14 protein-coding genes are annotated in these 19,993 nt (G+C 39.4%); 12 read left to right on the plus strand and 2 right to left on the minus strand.

What is annotated here, in order from left to right:
* The first annotated feature begins 234 nt into the window (after positions 1-234).
* The 8 genes from PBAT_RS14745 (at position 235) to PBAT_RS14780 (ending at position 10,182) form a co-directional block, all read left to right on the plus strand.
* Positions 235-3,015 (plus strand): S-layer homology domain-containing protein, encoded by a 2,781-nt coding sequence (locus PBAT_RS14745; protein ID WP_068650732.1) that lies wholly within the window; start codon positions 235-237, stop codon positions 3,013-3,015.
* A 316-nt stretch (positions 3,016-3,331) separates the two neighbouring features.
* Positions 3,332-4,384 carry an ROK family transcriptional regulator gene (locus PBAT_RS14750; RefSeq protein ID WP_068650733.1) on the plus strand — a complete coding sequence of 351 codons (1,053 nt, stop codon included), beginning with the start codon at positions 3,332-3,334 and terminating at the stop codon, positions 4,382-4,384.
* Positions 4,385-4,386: 2 nt separating this feature from the next.
* Complete coding sequence (locus PBAT_RS14755; RefSeq protein WP_068650734.1) at positions 4,387-5,607, plus strand: MFS transporter; 1,221 nt, start codon at positions 4,387-4,389, stop codon at positions 5,605-5,607.
* Positions 5,608-5,747: 140 nt separating this feature from the next.
* Positions 5,748-6,305: an RNA polymerase sigma factor gene (locus tag PBAT_RS14760; protein ID WP_068650735.1), complete on the plus strand. Its 558-nt coding sequence runs from the start codon at positions 5,748-5,750 to the stop codon at positions 6,303-6,305.
* Positions 6,302-7,216 (plus strand): hypothetical protein, encoded by a 915-nt coding sequence (locus tag PBAT_RS14765; protein ID WP_246168322.1) that lies wholly within the window; start codon positions 6,302-6,304, stop codon positions 7,214-7,216. Before PBAT_RS14760 ends, PBAT_RS14765 begins: the two co-directional genes overlap by 4 nt.
* 330 nt (positions 7,217-7,546) lie before the next feature.
* Positions 7,547-8,182, plus strand: a complete 636-nt coding sequence (locus PBAT_RS14770) for a 2OG-Fe(II) oxygenase (RefSeq protein WP_068650736.1) — start codon at positions 7,547-7,549, stop codon at positions 8,180-8,182.
* Between the two features lie 135 nt (positions 8,183-8,317).
* Positions 8,318-9,136: a methyl-accepting chemotaxis protein gene (locus PBAT_RS14775; RefSeq protein WP_068650737.1), complete on the plus strand. Its 819-nt coding sequence runs from the start codon at positions 8,318-8,320 to the stop codon at positions 9,134-9,136.
* A gap of 110 nt (positions 9,137-9,246) precedes the next feature.
* Positions 9,247-10,182: an alpha/beta hydrolase gene (locus tag PBAT_RS14780; protein ID WP_068650738.1), complete on the plus strand. Its 936-nt coding sequence runs from the start codon at positions 9,247-9,249 to the stop codon at positions 10,180-10,182.
* 143 nt (positions 10,183-10,325) lie between these two features.
* Here the strand turns inward: PBAT_RS14780 and PBAT_RS14785 are convergent, their stop codons facing one another.
* Positions 10,326-11,984, minus strand: a complete 1,659-nt coding sequence (locus PBAT_RS14785; RefSeq protein WP_068650739.1) for a response regulator transcription factor — start codon at positions 11,982-11,984, stop codon at positions 10,326-10,328.
* A gap of 1 nt (position 11,985) precedes the next feature.
* Entirely contained in the window at positions 11,986-13,560 is a 1,575-nt protein-coding gene (locus tag PBAT_RS14790; RefSeq protein ID WP_149466261.1) for a sensor histidine kinase, read from the minus strand.
* 427 nt (positions 13,561-13,987) lie between these two features.
* On the opposite strand from PBAT_RS14790, the gene PBAT_RS14795 reads away from it, so the two are divergent.
* From PBAT_RS14795 to PBAT_RS14810, 4 genes are all read left to right on the plus strand, one after another.
* A complete protein-coding gene (locus PBAT_RS14795; RefSeq protein ID WP_068650741.1) occupies positions 13,988-14,950 on the plus strand; it encodes a peptidyl-prolyl cis-trans isomerase in 963 nt (320 codons plus the stop codon).
* Between the two features lie 2 nt (positions 14,951-14,952).
* Positions 14,953-16,899 carry a carbohydrate binding domain-containing protein gene (locus tag PBAT_RS14800; protein WP_068650742.1) on the plus strand — a complete coding sequence of 649 codons (1,947 nt, stop codon included), beginning with the start codon at positions 14,953-14,955 and terminating at the stop codon, positions 16,897-16,899.
* 189 nt (positions 16,900-17,088) lie between these two features.
* Positions 17,089-18,762: a type 2 periplasmic-binding domain-containing protein gene (locus PBAT_RS14805; RefSeq protein WP_068650743.1), complete on the plus strand. Its 1,674-nt coding sequence runs from the start codon at positions 17,089-17,091 to the stop codon at positions 18,760-18,762.
* A gap of 233 nt (positions 18,763-18,995) precedes the next feature.
* Positions 18,996-19,973, plus strand: coding sequence for an ABC transporter permease (locus PBAT_RS14810; protein ID WP_084403109.1), 978 nt, complete (start codon positions 18,996-18,998; stop codon positions 19,971-19,973).
* Positions 19,974-19,993 lie beyond the last annotated feature (20 nt).

A 19,993-nucleotide genomic window follows, 5' to 3' on the forward strand; every position in this document is an offset into this window, starting at 1 on the left:
ACTTGACAGGGGTCACTTCACTGAGCGGGTTCTTTCATGTTTAGGGATCTAATTGTAGACAATTTGAAGATATCAAATAAAGTCTATTTTGGAGACAGGATATCTACAAATTATAGAAGGTTGTGCTCCCAAACGAATTGTTTATAAATTAATTCAACTCTTTAACATGGAATTTACAGTTCATCTATATACTTAAATCGATATCATAATGCATTCGAAGGGGAGTATAACTACATGAACAGCAAGATGAAGTCCTTAATTCGTACCTCATTCGCTTTTTGCATGCTTGCACAGAGTATGGCGATGACGGTGTCTGCAACAGACAACAATCCTTCCACCAATTCAACAGGAAGATGGATGTCAGGTGAGTACCATGCCCATACCATACAATCGGGAGATGCGTCCGAATCTTTTATGAAACTGGAAAATGTACTTGATGCTGCGTTTCGAGAGGATCTTGACAATAAGCCGGTAGAAACAGTCACTTCATTGACGTATGGCAATCCCTTTGATTATATCGTGCTATCTGATCATTTGCGCGATTCGCCGCGTGATCCAAATGGCAACAATAAGCCTACTGCTCGTTGGGAAGCGATTAAAGAACAGCAGGACAAGCTTGCTGCGCTCCAAGCAATGGGCAAATACGCAGATAAATACATTTTTTCTGGTTTCGAATGGGACATGATGGGATTGGATCATGGCGCTGTGGGTATTATTGATTCCGGCAATGATGCAGTACCTATTGATGCAATTCATCAATTTGAATGGCTGTACAGTTACGATACAACGCCAGGTATGTTTCATTCAAATGAGGCTGCTCTTTGGGGAGCAAGGCTTGATAAGAATACATTGAAAAATGATAAAAATAAAACCTTTGAAGCCATTGAGTGGCTAAAAACGAATTACCCAGAGAGCTATGTATTGCTTAATCATCCATCTAGACATAATGGTGGTAGCGGTGTTGTCACTATCGAAGATATTCGCAAGATGAATGATATTGCTCCTGAGATTGTATTTGGTATGGAAGGGTTACCGGGTAATCAAATGGCAGCCGGTGGGAATAGATCGGAATTAAATGACGTATACGGCGGAGCTGACGTCATGGTCGCAAAGGTCGGCGGAATGTGGGATGCCATGCTTGGTGAAGGTCGCCACTTCTGGAACTTCACAAATTCTGACTTTCATTTTAAGGTGAGTAGCAATCGGAGTTATTCGAGTGGTTACTGGCCTAGTGAGTACTCGCGAAACAATACTTGGGTCGAAGGTAATACCTTCAAAGATATTGTAGAGGGTATGCGTTCAGGTAAATCTTATGCGGTTTATGGTGATCTCATCAATGCGCTTGAATTCAATGCCAATGGAAGTGGTGATCAAGCAGAAATGGGCGAGAACCTACAAGTGACCGAAGGGGATCTTACAACAATCAGCATTCGATTCAAGAGTCCAGAGCACAACAACTATGCACAAATTAGCCCGCACGATACATCAGTCACCAATGATATCAAAGTCGATCATGTCGATCTGATCTCAGGAGAAGTGACTGGTAAGATCGATGTAAGTCAATATGCTAGCAATACTACTAATAACACGACGAAAGTCATTAAACGTTTTACGAAAGAAGATTGGGGACAACCAGATAGCGAAGGATATTATACTGTCTCTTATAAGGTACCTGCGGATACAAACCGTTATTATCGTTTGCGTGGTACGAACCTTGGTACAGACGTAGCAGGTTTCACAGAAAATGGCGAGCCATTACAAGATCAATCATTTGATCGTGGTAATGACACCTCGGAGCTGAACGAGGAACGCTTCAATAATATTAATGACCGTAACTATACAGGGCTGTGGTTTTATTCCAACCCGATCTTTGTTAATGTGGCCGCGCTTAGTGACGAGCAGGCAGTTACCGATACGATGACTACTGTAACTTCAACACTTGGTGATACGGGTGCGATTACCACTAACATTCCCCTCCCTTCTGAAGGGTTGCATGGTACCCGGATTGAATGGAAGAGTAGTAATGCGAATATTATTCGCATCGACAACAACATCGCGATGGTTACGCGTCCATCCTCTAGCGTAGGGGATATGCGTATCACACTGACTGCAATGATCTCTCGCGGAGATCACAGCATAGATAAACCCTATACCTTTATCGTTAGAGCCTACCCTCCTAACAACTTGCCAGACAATAGCTCGTCAGGAAATAGTTCGTCATCAGGCAACAGTTCTAGTAAGCCAAATGCGTCTGTCTCAGATGGTGGAGGAACAGTTACTGCTGATTCAAACGGCAATATCACAATAACACCTGACAAAGGTTACCAGGTTAAAGATGTTACGATCAATGGGATATCTAAGGGAGCATTAATTCAATTGACGGGTCTGAAATCTTCTGATCGAGTTGTTGTGACCTTCGAGAAACTTCCGGAACAACCTCAGAAACCAACTGAGCCTGCTAAGCCTGCTGTTACTTTTAATGATATTTCGAATCACTGGGCAGCTTCATCTATTAACTATGTTGTGGGATATGGATTGTTCACGGGTACCACGGCAAATACGTTTAGCCCGAACAATACCATGACTCGTGGTATGCTGGTCACGGTTATGCACCGCTTAGCGGGTAAACCTGAAGTTGGGTCAATTCACTTCAAAGATGTTAATACGGATGCCTACTACAGTGATGCAGTTGCTTGGGCAAGCCAGAATAACATCGTCAATGGGGTTGATAGTACTCACTTCGCTCCAGATCAACCTATTACTCGCGAACAACTTGTACAGATGCTATTCAATTATGCCAAAGCAAACAAATTGAATATTAACGATAGCCAGTCATTAGTTGCTTTCACGGATGCGAACAAAATCTCAACTTGGGCAATTGATGCGATGAAGTGGTCCGTAAGCAACGACTTACTTTCTGGTAAGGGTAAGGGCATGCTTGATCCAACGGGTGCCGTATCACGTGCTGAAGTCGCAGCAATTATGAATCGTTTTATGAGTACCTTCAACATGTAATCATAAGTACTATTTTTGAATTTAGAAGAGTGCACCATTTAGAATAATCATTTGGCATATCCAAGTTGGGTTAACCGATGAACTCTAGGGGGTGCACTTTTCCCCTTCAAAATAGATTTACACTATGATTCCTAATGCCTAACTCAAAATTGTTAGATAGTTCAACAGTAGCAATCATTACTCCGAAGTGCATCAGGTGAGTTCGTACTGCACATATTTTATATTGTCAGTAAACCGTATTCCTGCTATTATCATAATGACTTATTAAACGTGTTTAATAAGTGTGTATGACTTTTATAATAAGGTGGGGAGTATGATGAGTGAGATACGACTTACTTCGCAGCATACAAGATCAGAAGTGATACGTTGCCTTCGGTCTGCATTGTTAGAGCATGGAAGTGCTACGAAGGTTGAATTGAGTCACAATTTACAAATTAGCTTTCCGACCATAAGTAAGTTCCTGAAACAAATGGAGAACAGAGGAGAAGTTACAACCGTTGGCCTTGATGAATCAAGTGGGGGAAGAAGAGCTATAAGATATACATATCAGCCGAACTATATGCTGGGGCTAGCCATCTTTCTAGAGAAAGGTGAGACGAATTATACTGTATTTAATTGCCTAGGGGAAGTCATTGAGCAAGGGTACACCCATAGTATGCTAGAGGAAGGTGTGTCACAGCTAACCACATTTATTGAGAGTAAGAGGAATGCTTATCCTAACATGAATGCTGTGGCTATCGGTGTCCCAGGTGCAGTTAATAACGGGACAATCTTTCATATACCGGGGTATGAGAACTATCATAATCTTGATCTTAAGAAGCATATAGAGGAGCAACTTGCTATCCCGACTGTTGTAGAGAATGACATGAATGCTGCTGCAATCGGGTATATGGCTCAAAGGGAAATGGGAGAAAGGATTTCTTTGTTCTATTTGTATTTAGGGAAAAATGGCCCAGGTGCAGGGATTATAATTAATGGTGAAATTGTGAGAGGCAAGACCTATTTTTCAGGAGAAGTTTCATTTGTCCCCCAGTATGACAGTAGAAACTTACTAGAAGCCTTAGCCAATGGAAATGGTGGGGAGACGAAAAGTACACATATGGCGGAAAAGATAGATGCGATTAGCCGATTAGTGGCCACAATTACCTCTATTTTGAATCCTCATTATATTATTTTTTGTGATGATGAGATAGATACGGTTATGCTCAATCAAATTGCTGAGCGAAGTACCAACTATGTTCCAAGAGAACATCTCCCAGAGTTAGCTGTAAGTAACTTGAAGCATGACTATCTAAACGGATTACAGCGACTTGGATTGAGTGTGTTGATTTCACAACAAATAGATGACCAACATAAGGAGTACAGATAACGATGGCAACTTTCTTTTTAATTATTATTTATTTAGCGTTTATTAGTTTGGGATTACCTGATTCATTACTTGGATCGGCATGGCCTGTGATGAGTGTGGATCTTAATGCTTCATTAGGAACGGCAGGAATTATTTCTATGGTTATTGCAGGGAGTACAATTGTATCAAGCTTATTAAGTGGTACAGTGCTAAAGCGGTTTGGTACGGGAAAAGTGACGCTTGTAAGTTGTATCATGACAGCAGTAGCGTTACTTGGTTTTGCATGGTCTCCTTCATTTATGTGGTTAGTTATATGTGCAATTCCACTCGGGATAGGTGCAGGGTCTGTAGATGCAGGATTAAATAATTATGTGGCTATTCATTATAAAGCTCATCATATGAGCTGGCTGCACTGTTTCTGGGGAGTAGGCGCTACACTAGGTCCAATGATTATGGCTTCGTCTATTTCAGGTAACAATTTGTGGAGACAAGGTTATCTCATCGTTGCAGGTGTTCAATTTATTCTAGTCGTTATTCTATTCGTTACGCTTCCTTTATGGGATAAGGTTGCTAAACGTAGTCACGTCATAAATGCCGAATCCGAACTTGAGGCGATGAATCAAGAGTTAGATCAAATTGCGGAGAATACGAAGCCGTGGAATATAAAAGGGGTCAAGTTAGCGATGCTAACCTTCTTATTTTACTGTGGAATCGAAGCAAGTATGGGTTTATGGGGCAGTAGCTTTCTTGTGAATATAAAATATTTACCTGCAGCAACAGCGGCACAATGGGTTTCTTGGTTCTATATAGGGATTACAGTTGGGCGAATGATTACTGGATTTATTACGTTTAAAATGAGTAGTCGAATGCTGATTAGGTACGGCCAGCTTATCGCTTTATTCGGGACAGTACTACTTGTGTTACCGTTCCCACCTATCCTCTCGCTTATTGGATTTACGGTTGTAGGATTGGGGTTAGCACCTATATTTCCATGTATGCTACATGAAACACCTGCCCGATTTGGGAAAAAGAAGGCTCAGTCCATCATGGGATTTCAAATGGCTGCTGCATATACGGGTAGTACGCTAATACCTCCGTTGCTTGGATTGCTTGCAACCAATATGAACATTAGTATCTTTCCGTGGTTCGTTAGTATATTTGCTATCGCGATGCTGTTGTGTACAGAGAGACTAAATCATTTCTTGAAGAAATTACATGTGGGTATTAGGAAAAGTATTCAATAAAGCGTACTGCTTGCAATGAGAGAACTAATAATGTGAAAAAGTCTCTATTATAGGGGCTTTTTTTGTTTTTTTGCAACCTAAACGATTCTTTTCCTACTTTATAAGTGAAGGCCTTAATCAAACCGAACGGAAGTGATGGAGTGGATGATAGAGACATTATACAATTGTACTTTGCGCGCAATGAAACAGCAGTAGAAGAAACATCTAAAAAATATAAAAATTACTGTACCCAGATCGCCCGTAACATTCTGTCTAATGTTGAAGATTCAGAAGAATGCGTTAACGATACCTTTCTTGGAGCGTGGGAAGCGATACCGCCGAAGTCACCTGAGAAACTGTCGTCTTTTCTGGGGAGGATCACGCGAAATATCGCCTTGAATAAATACGATTATTACAAGGCCAAAAAACGGAATAAAGAATTTGATGCAATTCTTGATGAATTAAACGATTGCGTATCTTCATCAGACAATGTTGAAAGTCAATATGAGGGAGAACAAATGGCCGAATCCATAAGCATATTTCTGCTGAACATTAAGGAAGATCATCGGAATATTTTTCTGAGACGATATTGGTACGCTGATTCTATGGCGGATGTTGCCTCACGATTTGCAATAAGTGAAAGCAAAACCAAATCTATTCTATTCAGAACACGAAAAAAACTTCAAATATACCTTAAGAAAGAGGGTTATGTACTATGAATAATAAAGATCTCTTTAAAGCCATTGGTCACGTAGACGGTAATTTAGTAGAAGAAGCTAATACTACGAGACGGACAAATATAAATAAAAAATCATATATCAGATGGGGAACGATCGCTGCCTGCCTTGCAGTAGTGGTAGGGTTGGCCATTTATAAATCCCCCTCTACACCACAGTCTGCTTCCCTAGAAATATCGCAACAGACTCAGGTCTCTGCTTCCCCAACGGGAATTCGAAAAATTCTGAATTACAATGGATATCGTTATGCATTCGTAGGCGATGGCGCTCAGTTCAAGTTCACAGGACTGGAGCCTGTACAATCGCTTGGAACATTAGAGTATGATATCAACCCTGAGACGGCGAAGAACGATGGAGACAACAATGTGGAAGAGAATTATGCCACGACGTTCGCTGTTGGTGGAAAGTTATATGAAATTCCAACTTACCCATCCCATTTTCGCATTGCAGTTAAGTATGAACACAATTATTATCTGGCAGAACTCGTGGCCAAGGTAAATGATTCTGAGATGACTGCAAAGGAGTATCTAGATATGTCTAATCTGAAGGAGCATGCAAAAGAAATTGATATTCTAAATCATATGGGAAATGACGTGCTTAAGAAAATAACAGATCATACTCTTGTAGAGTCCATCATTGAGGGCTTGTACAGTGCAACAAATGCTGATTTAACTAACAATGAATACGAGGCTATTGGAGGGGCGCAATCCGAAGGGAAATCGTATCAACTACAGTTCAACATCAAGGACGGGACCGAAATAGCCATGTACATCATTCCCGAACTAAAAGTCGTGTCTATGGGTGATGCTTATTATCAATTGCCGGATGCCTTCTTTGATCAAACCGAGGATATCTTCGCAGGGCTTATACAAGAGGCGTTGCCGCTCTACTGAGTAAATGAGTTCGGAGCCAGAGTATTACCGGAGTTGGGCCTGTGTAAAGAATACGTGGTATACCCCTACAATTTTGATTTATAAACAACACCATCCATTAAAGGATGGTGTTGTTTATTTTCATGAAGATATTTACGAGCTCCAGTCATATTAGGATAAACAGTCCTTTTTCTATTTTAAAAATAGTCCAAAAAATATGTATTGATATATATTCATATATTTGAAATGTTATTGTAGTATATTAGTAATTAATGGAAATGTTATAAACTTAATTTAAAGATTCAAGTTTTTGTCATCATAAAGAAGTTATAGAGGAGATTGATTATTAATATGATAACTGAAGTTTCTATCTTACCCATTCAATCTGTCTATTCTATTGACAATCACATCATTACTGCCACAGTGTTAAATGAAGAACCTTTAATAATGAAATTTGATCATGTACTAAGCGATGAAGAATGCCAGGCATTTATTGAGTCTGCTGCATCTCGCCTTAAAAAATCGAAATTAGCAAATAAAGAATTCAGTGAAATTCGTACTAGCAGTGGTATGTTTTTTGATGAAAACGAAAGCCCGTTAATTTCTATAATTGAGAACCGCATATCAAGCTTAATGCATGTACCCATTGCGAATGCTGAAGGACTACAAGTTTTACATTATGAACCGGGACAAGAATTTAAAGAACATTATGATTTTTTTGGGCCCAATAACCCTTCAAGTCTTAATAATCGTATAAGTACATTAGTCATATATTTAAATGATGTAGAAGAAGGAGGGGAAACAACACTTCCAAGCTTAGGTATTACGGTTAAACCAGTTAAAGGTTCTGCTGTTTACTTCGAATATTTTTATAATAATCAAACATTAAACGAACTAACGCTGCATAGTGGTGAACCTGTTATACGTGGGGAAAAATGGGTAGCTACGCAATGGATGCGTAAACAACGAATTCGAGCAGCCAACTAAGGTTTATCTATAAAGAGCGATCAATCTATTCCTTTACATATTTACAACATTTACGACAGCTGATAAAGTAGGTTACTTGATAAAGATGTTTAATTGAAGTTTCATTACATAGTTACGTATTGAGGAGAATATAAGATGAATAGTATTGAATCTCTGGAAACTGTGGTTGCGATAGTTCCAATCTTAAAGGCGGCAGTTCCTGCTGAATTATCGATTGCTATTTGTGATACAGAGAAATTTATTGCTTATTGGCCTGGAGAAAATATTGATTTGCAAATATATGTCGGTCAAGAGCTGCACCAAGAGGAACCGTTAACGCAAGCGATTCGAAATAATGTAGCGCTAAGGTCAGAGGTACCTGCCACATTTTATGGTTTTGAATTTACGGGTACGGCTACACCGCTCCACGACTTCAATGGTAATGTGATCGGCGGCATAGCCATTCAGCTTCGTAAACAAAGTGAATTAATAGCCATTGCTGATCAAATTTCAATTTCACTTACGCAAGCTAACAACCAGCTCTCGCAAGTCGCGGAAGGTTCGGTTGTATTGGCAGAGTCTGCCCAGCAGCTTCTTACGCTCGCCCATCAGACGGTAGAACAGGTGAATGAAACGGATAAAGTTGTATCGATTGTTAGAAGAGTTGCAGACCAAACGAATTTATTAGGCATTAATGCGGCGATTGAAGCGGCTCATGCAGGGGATCGAGGAAGAGGATTCGGTATAGTAGCGGGCGAGATACGTAAATTATCCAAGGAGACGCTTACGTCGACGAACGCGATTCAGCATACACTGAAAACATTCGAAGAAGCAATAAGCGGGATGCGCGTATCCATTGAACAAATGACAGCAATCGTTGATCAACAGGCGACGTCTTCTCGTCAGGTTTCAGACTTTATTGATGAGGTTCATAGGATGTCGGAGCAATTGAATAAAATCGCAAAGAGATTATAACTGAACTCGTCTCCACCATGTAGACCCCGACTGCAAAGGTCGGGGTTACTGCTATATCTTTTATATCTTTATAGTAAGATTAGGTAAGATGACATTACAGGAGGAATCTTATGAGTAAATATAACATCCATAGCGATTTTGATATATTCGCCAAGAGAACACTACCTTTAAACCCACTAGTATTGCCGATTTTGAATAAACTCATAGCGAGAAGTGTGAATAAGCTCAAATCTGCTAATGGCATGAGTGTAACGAAAGAAGTTATTTCAGGCTATAAAGGTGGGAAAGTTGAACTGACAATAATTGAACCTAAAGGTATTCAAAAGAATGCTCCCTGCCTAATTTACTTACATGGAGGAGCGTTTGTCCTGAAAGGAGCACCTTCCCATATCCATTTAGTCTGTGAGTATGCTTCAAAGACACCTTGCAAAGTAATATTTGTGGATTATAGACTAGCACCGAAGTATGCTTTTCCATTTGGTGTCGAGGATTGTTATGCAGCATTTGAATGGGTTTGCGAACATGCAGGCGTGTTAGGCATCGATAACAATAGAATAGCTATAGGCGGAGATAGTGCGGGCGGTGCACTTGCTGCTGCGGTGACTCTCATGGCTCGTGAGCGGAAAGCTCCTCGTATTTGTTTCCAAATGTTACTGTATCCAGTAACAGATGAGAGGCAGATTACGGAATCTATTAAAAAGTATACAGATACCCCTATGTGGAACGCTGTACTTAATGAAAAAATGTGGAAGCTATATCTTAAAAATGGTGTAGATGGAAATAGAGAATATGCATCTCCTATGGAGGCATCTTCTTTTGAGAACTTACCTAATGCCTATGTTGAAATTGCAGAGTTTGATTGTTTGCGAGATGAAGGGATTCATTACGCAGAAGCTTTAGAAAAAAGCGGGATTCAGGTTGAATTGTATCAGACAAAAGGAACTATTCACGGGTACGATGTAGCCGTAAATAGTGAAATTGTGAAGCAAAGTGTAGAGAGAAGAGTAGAGGCGTTAAAAATAGCCTTTCATCTTGTAGATCGTTGAAATTGATTTAGCCTTTACAACAAGTGGTGAACCAATAGCATGATAGTTTATAAAATGGACCAAGTTCGTGAAGGGTTATTAAGTAATCGTAAAATAATCCCCATCTCACAAATGAGTGGGGATTTAAGTATGCTTAAGTTTCTTTAAGAATGCCTCATAATGTTAAGGTCTTTGGATTGATCGATCGGTTTCTTTGATTGGCTCTCTCTAAATTCTTGTGGTGTCAGCAAATATTGCAATTTGAATAAGCTAATGAAATATTGTGGCTTGTGATAACCAATTTCTTTAGATATTTCTTGAATTTTTTGGTTCGTGTGAGTAAGCAGATACATGGCCTTCTCCATCCGAATACGACTAATATAAGCTGATAAGCTGATACCAGTCTCCTTCTTATACAATCGGGACAAGTATACGGGATGAAGATAAACGTGATTGGATATGGTATTCAGGGTAACATCCTGATTTAGATTCTGATTGATATAAGAATGTATTTGCTTAATTATATGTGAATGCCCCTTTGATGGAGAATCCTCAATATTACTTTGGAACTGTACGATTAGGGATAAAGTCCATTCTTTTAATTGAGTGGCTGTACGAAAGTAATAGCCATTGCGTAGATACTCAGGTTTTTCTACTAAATCTGCGAGTCGTAAGGCTTGCTTATGTGAAATATAGGAAAAAGCATTACATAGATAGTAATACACCTCTAATAAGTGATCTTGTGTTCGAAATAACGTTGTTTCAAATTCCTCAAAGATATGATCGAGCTTCGTCACAACTTCCCCCCATTGTCCGGATTCCATGAGGTTTAAGAGAGAAGGAGGCTCGTATAATCGACTCAGAGGCCGATAATCTGTTGCTGAGGGGTTATCATTCATAAATTGCAGTGCTCTTGTACTGAATCCGATAGCGTTCCAGAAGTATTTCAATGATTCACGATATAATTGTTCCATCTGCTTCGGGAATTGTTGTGGCGTACTTATGAGCACAGATACATTACGATGAAGATATACATTAACTTTGTCTTGAAGATTGAGTAATTTTTCCCGAAGCCTTTCTTCATCTACCCAGAGGCGCTCTTCCAGTAGGATGACGATATATTGATGAGGATCCTTACAATACCAGAGAAGAGAATTTTCAGTTGACCCCGCAAATAGAATTTCTTTTGTCATATTCAATAAGGAGTAAGATAGCAGTTCAATATCCTCGTGAGTATCATTCGAATCTTCCGACTCCAATCGGAGAATAGCCAATCTTGTTCGAGTATTTGATAAATCCGGCATCTCCAATGCAGTCATTTGATCCTTCAATGAGCTGGCCGTAAATCGTCTACCAAGAAGGAGATCAAGTAATAGCTTTTCTTTTCGGATATCATTATTTATACATATAGCATGTTTAGCTAGATTTAACTGGTATTCATTGTGTCCGTCTCTAACGATGGCTTCATAAGCTTGATATATGCATTCATTTATTTCCTCAGGGGAGGCAGGCTTTAGAAGATAGTCGAAGACTCCATGCTTAATTGCTTGCTTGGCATAGTCGAATTCGGAATACCCTGACAGCAGGATAACTTTAATGTCTTGGACTTGACTTCGAATTTGAGCTAAGAGCTCTAGACCGCTTATTTCAGGCATACGGATATCAGTGATAACCAGATGGACATGGTTTTCTTCAAGAATCTTTAATGCATGACTCACCGAGTTGGCTCTGTAAATATGACCGATCCGAAATCTGGGCTGATCGATATTCTCAGCTAAGTAGTCCAATACGAAATCCTCATCATCTACTAGAAGTATGTTCATCTTAGTCTTGTACCTTCCCTTCAATACATTTCCAGCTTAAGGTAACCTTAAGGCCACCTAGTGTGGAGACTTCAAATGTCAGCCCTGAGGTGTGATCGTAGCGATGCTGCATCCTTTGATGAATATTCCACAATCCGCATCCAATTTCATTATCTCTATATTTATTCTCGAGCTGGGAAGATAAATTCTGCATCTGCGTAGGGGTTAAACCGTAACCATCATCCTCTACTACGATGTAATGAACACCTTCAAGTGTTGCTCCCTTAATCGTTATGATGCCAGATCCTAATTTATTATCAATACCGTGAACAACACTGTTCTCTACGATTGGTTGTAGAATAAGAGGCGGTATTAAAGCTTGCTTTAATAATTCTTCAACATCGATGTGATAATGCAAATTTGGATTTCTTAAGGTCTGTACAGATAAGTAGCTTGTAATCAACTTCAACTCTTCGCTTAACGGGATTTCGTAGGAGTTATTTTTTGTAATAAATCGATAGTAATAGGCTAAATTTTGCGCCATTGCTGTAACCGCATCTGGATTTTTCTTAGCCATGCTAACGATATAGAACAGACAATTGTACAGAAAGTGTGGATTAATTTGTGATTGTAACTGTTTATAAATTGCTTCTTTAGAACGAAGCTTTTCCTCATATACATCCTCAATAAGGATTTGAATACGCGATGCCATGTCATTGAAGCGATCAAATAAGTAATCAAATTCATTATTTACTCTCAAATGAACACGACTCTCGTATTTCCCACTACCGAGTGCCTCTAACTTTCGGACAAGATAGGTAATCGGTCTCTTAATATTTCGATAGAGAATAAGATACATAAAGCTACCAATAAGAATCAAGAAGATCAAGCTCGCTCTACTAATTTTTTTTGTTAAATTAAGGGGCTTTAGATAGTCATCCAATGGAATATATTGAACCAGGCTCCAATCCAGAGAAGTGCTAGAGACAGCTTGAAGAAGATAACTTTCATTATCAATTGTGATGGTTTGGTGATTCAGTTCTCCATTAGAGAAACGGCCAGTAGCATATAAATCTTTTACTTTTTGGAACACGGATTCATTTAGCTTGTCAGCATAGATAGGTTCGAAGGATGGATTGTAGAAAAAGGAAGATCCATTTCCCGCTGCTTCTACGCTTCTTAGAACGTTCTTCAGAAAGTTAACCGTTAAGGATGTTTCAATAGTATAGTTAACGCTTTTTAGTTCTGGAACAATGAGGTAAGGCGCAACGAGAATATAACGCAATTCAAAACCATTCTCGCGACTAATGAACCATTTGAATTTTGGAAGAGTTGACCATTGTTCCTTATTATAAACTTTCTTAGGGCTGTGGTTTAAGGAAGAGAGAACCTCATCAAGCCGTGGCCAATAAATAGAAATGTTACTTTGTACAATATTTGCATAGCTTTGGGTAAGCAGTTTTTCTTCAATTATTTTACGCAGGAGCAAGCTATTCAAATAGGGTGAGAAGTCTTTAGAATTTCCATAGGATTTAATACTACTGTCATTAGAAAGTAGGACTGTTAACACCTCAAGTTGCTTCAAAGTTTGTTCCATTTCCTGTAATGAATACTTCAATTGCTTTAAGGACGTACTTTGAAGGGTTTCCTGCAGAACGTTCTCGCTGACCTGTTCTACTATTGTAAAAAGTATACTGATAGTGACTAGCACAGAAATAAAAAATAAGAGTAATTTGCGAAACAATGTAAATTTAACGATAGGATTTGCACCTCTTTTTTACCGGTATTATTAGGAAGGTGTGAGCAAGCAAGTAGTAAATAGGAGTAGGAATTAGGTGTTTATATGGGAATCATTACTATTAGAATATCAGAAAATAGATTATATTTATTGGTTTATTTTTATTTTGTGATTCAGTTTTCTTTTTGGATATAAATGTTGATTTTCGGGCATTTACGAATACCATTTTGAGAAGTATGTTTTGATAATACAATTATTATAGACAAATATAGGAGGTTATTTTTTGATGAAAAGAGTCCTTTTGCTATTCGTTTCTATTGTGGCTCTAGCTTCAGTCGTTACAGCAGTCTTTCTAATAAGTAGGGATAAAAGTGGAATTAAAGATGACACATCTAGTGATGTTATAGCTCGTATTAACGGTATTACAGTTGAAGCTAGTGAATTAAAGCTTATATTGCAACTCTCCGGGGTAAGAGGAGGAGATAATGACATCATGAAAGCTGAGGCGATGGAGAATTTAATAATGGTAAAGACTGCGCAGCAGGCAGCCATTGATTATGGGATTATGAAAGACAGCTCTTACACTGCATTTCTGAAGGAGCTGAATAATGAAAATAATAGAAGAGCGAAAGCTCTGGAAAATAAACAGGTGATATACGGTCCGAAAGAGTATTCCGAGCAGACCTATTATGACTATCGTAATGCCAGTATCATAAATCAACTTAAATCTGCTTGGGTAACGCAGGAACTAAAGATAACGGAAAAGTCACTTCTTGACTATTACATGAAGAACCGTGAGTTGCTGGCCAGAAAGCACGATAAGATGATGGTTTATAAGCTCGTTGAACCGATCAATGAGAACCGACAAGAAGCGGAAAATCGAATTCGTGAGATCCAACAAAGAGTTAAAAATGAAAGCGCATTCTTTAATGAATTTGATTACAACAGTTCGACAACCGGTCTAACAGAATTTGAGATCATCGATGAAAATAATTATAAAGAAATTTCTAAATATCGGAGTGGATACTACAGCTTAATTACAGGACTGGCAGAAGGAGAAATCAGCAGAGTCATTGAAGAGAATAATTCATTTTTAATTGCAATGGTTTCAGATCGAGAAAAGGCAGGCTATAAAGCCTTCGATGAAGTCCGTGAGGAGGTGATACAGCAATATAAGGATCATTCGTTCGAAACATACATCAAGCAGCTGGCCTCACAATCAGTAATAGAATTCACCGAGGAGGAATGAAAATGAGGATCTCAAATATTATAAGAAGCTTATTTTTAACTGTATTTATATTCGTATGTAGTGTGACTTTCTTCGCTGTTGCTGCTTCTGCAGCAACATATTATGTCGATGAAGCTGGTGGTAACGATAGCAATGTAGGAACGGAGGCGGCAACAGCCTGGAAAACGCTAGATAAGGTGAATAGTGTTATCTTTCAGCCGGGAGATCAAATACTATTTAAACGGGGTCAATCATGGACAGGTAAGCTATGGCCGAAAGGCAGTGGAACAGAGAATTCTCCAATTATTATCAATAACTATGGCACAGGTAATTTGCCATTCATCAATGGCAATGGGAACGAATCCGCAGTGTATTTGTACAATCAGGAATATTGGGAAATCAACAATCTAGAAATTACCAATAATAATGGTGTAAGTTCCAGACGAATGGGTATATATATCGTCAATCAGGATGGAGGTACACTCGACCATATCTATTTGATTGGTAATAATGTTCATGATATCTATGGTAATAATGTTAAGGATGGTGGAGGTAGTTCAGGAATCAAGATTCGAACAATCGCAGGTAATGTGCAGTCCAAGTTTAATGATGTGCGTATCGATGGGAACACGGTTGGCCCTCGTGTAGATCGGACGGGAATCGATGTGAATTCAGATTATTGGTGTCGTCCAGATAGCGGCTGTACTGGAGCTAACAATTGGTATGCAAGTACGAATGTTATTATAGAGAATAACTATGTAACTGATGTGGGTGGAGATGGAATCGTCCCGATGTCAACGCAAGGGGCCATTGTGCAGTATAATACAGTCAACGGATTCAATATGAGATCGGGAACTCCAAACGCAGGAATCTGGGCATGGAATGCGGACGATACTATTATTCAATATAATGAGTCATTTAACGGAAATTCCACAAAAGATGGACAAGGCTTTGATATTGACTATGGCCAGTCTCGCACCATCGTTCAATACAATTACAGCCATGATAATGATGGTGGATTTATTCTAATCTGTCAGTCCGGTGGATCGAAGAATGATGGAGGTATTGTCAGATATAACATAAGTCAGAATGACTCCGAGAGAGTGTTCCACCTTATTGGACCGACGACGAATACGAAAGTTTACAACAATACGATTTATCTTCCTGCGGGCAGTACAACCAGTCCTATTGATGCGGGCAGCTGGGATGGCTATACGAAATCCATCTCCTTCCACAATAATATATGGATGTTGCAAGGTGCAGGAACCTGGAAGGGATTAAACAACGTAGCTAATTTCACATTTAGTCATAATACAATATATGGACAACATACAGCGGGAGAGCCTTCAGACGCGAACAAATCTACTGCAAATCCAATGCTTGTACAACCGGGTAGCGGAGGGTTAGGGCGATCTTCAGTAGTTGGATATAAATTGACAACGGGTTCACCAGATCTGGGAACTGGCGTTGTAATAGCTAGTAATGGGGGTAAAGATTATTGGGGGAATATGGTGTCTGCATCCTCCTCACCAAATCGTGGGGCTTATAATGGTTCTGGCGTAGCGGCCTCTCTTGATAAAGTTGTAAATGGAGGGCTTGAATCAGGAACCATGTCACCTTGGACAAATTGGAACACAGCCAGTGTTGTCAACAATAATGCTAGAAGCGGTGCATATGCTATACAACTATCTAGTGGTCAAGGCTCTGCTGAGCAGATTGTCAGTCTAGCTCCGAATACGACTTATACATTAACTGGATATGCTAAGACATCCGTCAGTGCTCAGCCCGTACGGATCGGTGTAAAGAATTTCGGTGGTACAGAGCAATATGTTAGTATTACAAGCGCAAGCTACACACTGGGTAGCGTAACATTTACGACAGGCTCAAGTAGCACGAGCGCTACAATATATGTATATAAGCCAACTGGATCAGGATATGCTTATGGCGATGACTTTGTAATTGTTCAATAATCCTTGGATGATATTTGTTTGAGCAACCCTCTTCTAATGAAGAGGGTTGCTCTGTGAATAATCAATAGTAGCCTAGAATGAGTATAATGGTTTTTTTTCATGTATAGATGTTTATTCTTTGGCATATACAGAGGCTGCATAGAATTCCTATACTTAACATGTAACCAATTATAGAGAGGGGAATGAAAATTGAAATACAAAAAGGGTATTATAAGGTCATCAATTATTATTTTGATATTAAGTTTATTTGTGGGTTGTGGAAATGGAAGCGGTAACAACAACCAAGCAACGAACGGAGCAACAGGAAATCCACCAGTAGCAGATAAAGGGGGCGAGAAACTCCCTATTACGTTGACTACAGCAAGACCTATAGGCAGTGATGTTATCTTTATTAATGGAGAAGATATCACAAACAACGTTCATAATAAGTGGGCGAAGGATACTCTCGGAATAGAAATTAAAGATCTATGGACAACTGCTGATAATACTGCCTATCATACAAAGCTTAGACTGGCACTTTCAACGAATGAGGAACTTCCGGATGTATTTGTTGTGCAGGATAGATCTTTAGTTGCGGATCTAATCGCTTCCGGTAAAGTGATGGACATCTCAGAAGCTTATGAGCAATATGCATCTGAGAGGTTGAAAGGTTTGTACGGAGAATTTAGTGAGGCATTGAACCAATTAAAGACAGAAAACGGATTGTATGGGTTACCTATATTTACATCAGGAGATGGTACAAATCCAGTGTTATGGATACGCCAAGACTGGCTGGATACTCTGAAGTTAGAAGCTCCCAAAACGATAGAAGATTTTGAGAAGGTCATGGACGCGTTTACGAATGGTGATCCCGATGGTAACGGAAAGAAAGATACGATAGGATTTGCATTTTCAGCCCGTGAGAATTTTTCTAACTGGATGTCCGATGCTAGCTTTATCTTCGGTGCCTATTCAGGTAAGGCAATTCCAGGTTCTTGGACAGAGATCGATGGAAAGCTAAAGTTAGGATCAGTCCTACCAGAGATGAAACCAGGGTTGGCTAAGATGAAGGATTGGGCAGCAAAGGGGTATTTAGATGCTGAATCCCCGATTCTTGATCCTATTAAAGCAACAGAAAGCTTCATTCAAGGTAGAGCGGGTATGATTGCTGCACCAAGTTGGTCAGAAGGCTGGCCACTTAACGGCTTGTACAGTACGAACAAGGATGCCAAGATAGATGTGTATCCACTACCGGTTGGATCAGATGGAAAGTCGGCAAGGTTCATGAATACACTGAATGAGAATAAAGTTGTCGTCTTCAATAAGAATTTCAAGAATATAGATCGCTTCTTCGAGTACTTTGATAAAATCTATGATGTTGTATATGAGACAGGTGATTTCAAATACGGATATTTTGAGGGCTATGATTATGTTTTAGTAAATGGTGAACCAGTATATGATTCGAAAAAGTTTCCTACACCTCTTGAAAAAGGACCTACGCCGAGTAAATACAGTTTGTTCTGGAACACACCAGAAATTCCACTTAAGGGATCAGCTATTGCTAATCGTCTTTATAATGGAGCTACTCCAACAACAGTGGGCGAGAAGAAGGCAGCTACGCAAAATGAAGTTACTATAAAAGCGGGATCAATTAACTTTGATCTGAAAGCATCGAACTCACCTAATCAATTCTTAGGAGCACCAACGCAGACCATGCGAAGTAAAGGTGAAAGCTTAGACAAGATGATCTTAGAAACATATGCAAGAATTGTCTTCACAGACAAGTCTATTGATGATTTCGATACTCTTGTTAAAGATTGGTATGACAAAGGTGGACAGCAAATTGAAGACGAAGTGAATACGTGGTATCAAAGTGTTAAATAAGAAGAAATAAAGTAGCTGCATAATTATTCAATAAGAAGGCTGTCAGGGAAACGTAGTATTCCATGGCAGCTTTCTTATGTGAGGATGATCTTTAGGGCTAGCTGGGAAGAAGTTGATAGTGGGCATATAGATGTTGAAATCGGGACATGGGAAGGTATATGCGCGATGGTTATAATTATCTTAGTAGAGAAATCGTGAGATAAATGTGCTTTATAGTCGGAAGGAGGAACACCATGTCAGTTGTATTATTAGAAAAAAAGGATGAAGGTATCCCTGTCCAGATCCCTGTCCAACAAAGTAGACTAGACAGGTTTAAGAAAGGATTCAAGAGAACATGGCCATTACATGTTTTGATTTTACCAGCATTTATACTAACGATTCTGTTTCACTATGTACCCATGTTAGGGTTGGTTATTGCTTTTCAGGATTATAAGCCTTGGCTCGGTTTCTTCAAATCTGAGTGGGTTGGATTAACGCACTTTCGCAATTTATTCATGTTTGAAGATTCCGTGAATGTCATCTGGAATACACTTATCATTTCGGTATTGAAAATATCATTCGGAGTATCGGTGCCAGTAGTATTTGCGTTGCTGTTAAACGAGGTTCGCAATATAGGTCTTAAACGATCGATTCAAACCTTAGTTTATTTACCTCACTTTTTATCCTGGGTTATCTTAGGCGGTATTCTAATCGATGTATTGTCTATTAACGGAGGACTGGTCAATCGCGTAATAACATCTCTCTTTGGAATTGACCCTATTTTTTTCCTCGGAACAGGGAATTGGTTTCGAACGACGTTAGTAGTCAGTGATATATGGAAGGAATTCGGGTTCAGCGCAATCGTCTATTTAGCGGCGATCGCAGGCATTAACCCTTCGCTTTACGAGGCTGCTGAGGTGGATGGAGCAACTAGATGGAAGCAGATCCTTCATATTACTATTCCTGGGATGCTGCCGATTATCGTTGTTGTTGGAACTCTTCAGCTTGGTAATATTCTGAATGCCGGTTTTGACCAAGTCTTTAACTTGTACAATCCCTTGGTTTATAGAGAAGGCGATATTATTGATACCTTTGTTTATCGTAATGCTCTATTAGAGGGCAACTTTAGTTTTGCTACTGCCATTGGATTGTTCAAATCCGTTATAAGTTTCGGGATGGTTGTATACTCCTATCGTCTAGCCTACAAATATGCTAATTATCGTGTTTGGTAATCAATATAATCGAGGGAGCG

Origin of the sequence: Paenibacillus antarcticus, from assembly GCF_001637225.1 — a bacterium.
Classification (GTDB): Bacteria; Bacillota; Bacilli; order Paenibacillales; family Paenibacillaceae; genus Paenibacillus_AQ; species Paenibacillus_AQ antarcticus.

Coding starts and splice junctions, on each gene's coding strand:
- PBAT_RS14785 (WP_068650739.1), bottom strand. CDS start 11,984: ATGAACATACTTCTAGTAGATGATGAGGATTTCGTATTGGACTACTTA.
- PBAT_RS14765 (WP_246168322.1), top strand. CDS start 6,302: ATGAATAATAAAGATCTCTTTAAAGCCATTGGTCACGTAGACGGTAAT.
- PBAT_RS14750 (WP_068650733.1), top strand. CDS start 3,332: ATGAGTGAGATACGACTTACTTCGCAGCATACAAGATCAGAAGTGATA.
- PBAT_RS14795 (WP_068650741.1), top strand. CDS start 13,988: ATGAAAAGAGTCCTTTTGCTATTCGTTTCTATTGTGGCTCTAGCTTCA.
- PBAT_RS14800 (WP_068650742.1), top strand. CDS start 14,953: ATGAGGATCTCAAATATTATAAGAAGCTTATTTTTAACTGTATTTATA.
- PBAT_RS14775 (WP_068650737.1), top strand. CDS start 8,318: ATGAATAGTATTGAATCTCTGGAAACTGTGGTTGCGATAGTTCCAATC.
- PBAT_RS14745 (WP_068650732.1), top strand. CDS start 235: ATGAACAGCAAGATGAAGTCCTTAATTCGTACCTCATTCGCTTTTTGC.
- PBAT_RS14780 (WP_068650738.1), top strand. CDS start 9,247: ATGAGTAAATATAACATCCATAGCGATTTTGATATATTCGCCAAGAGA.
- PBAT_RS14755 (WP_068650734.1), top strand. CDS start 4,387: ATGGCAACTTTCTTTTTAATTATTATTTATTTAGCGTTTATTAGTTTG.
- PBAT_RS14770 (WP_068650736.1), top strand. CDS start 7,547: ATGATAACTGAAGTTTCTATCTTACCCATTCAATCTGTCTATTCTATT.
- PBAT_RS14810 (WP_084403109.1), top strand. CDS start 18,996: ATGTCAGTTGTATTATTAGAAAAAAAGGATGAAGGTATCCCTGTCCAG.
- PBAT_RS14790 (WP_149466261.1), bottom strand. CDS start 13,560: ATGGAACAAACTTTGAAGCAACTTGAGGTGTTAACAGTCCTACTTTCT.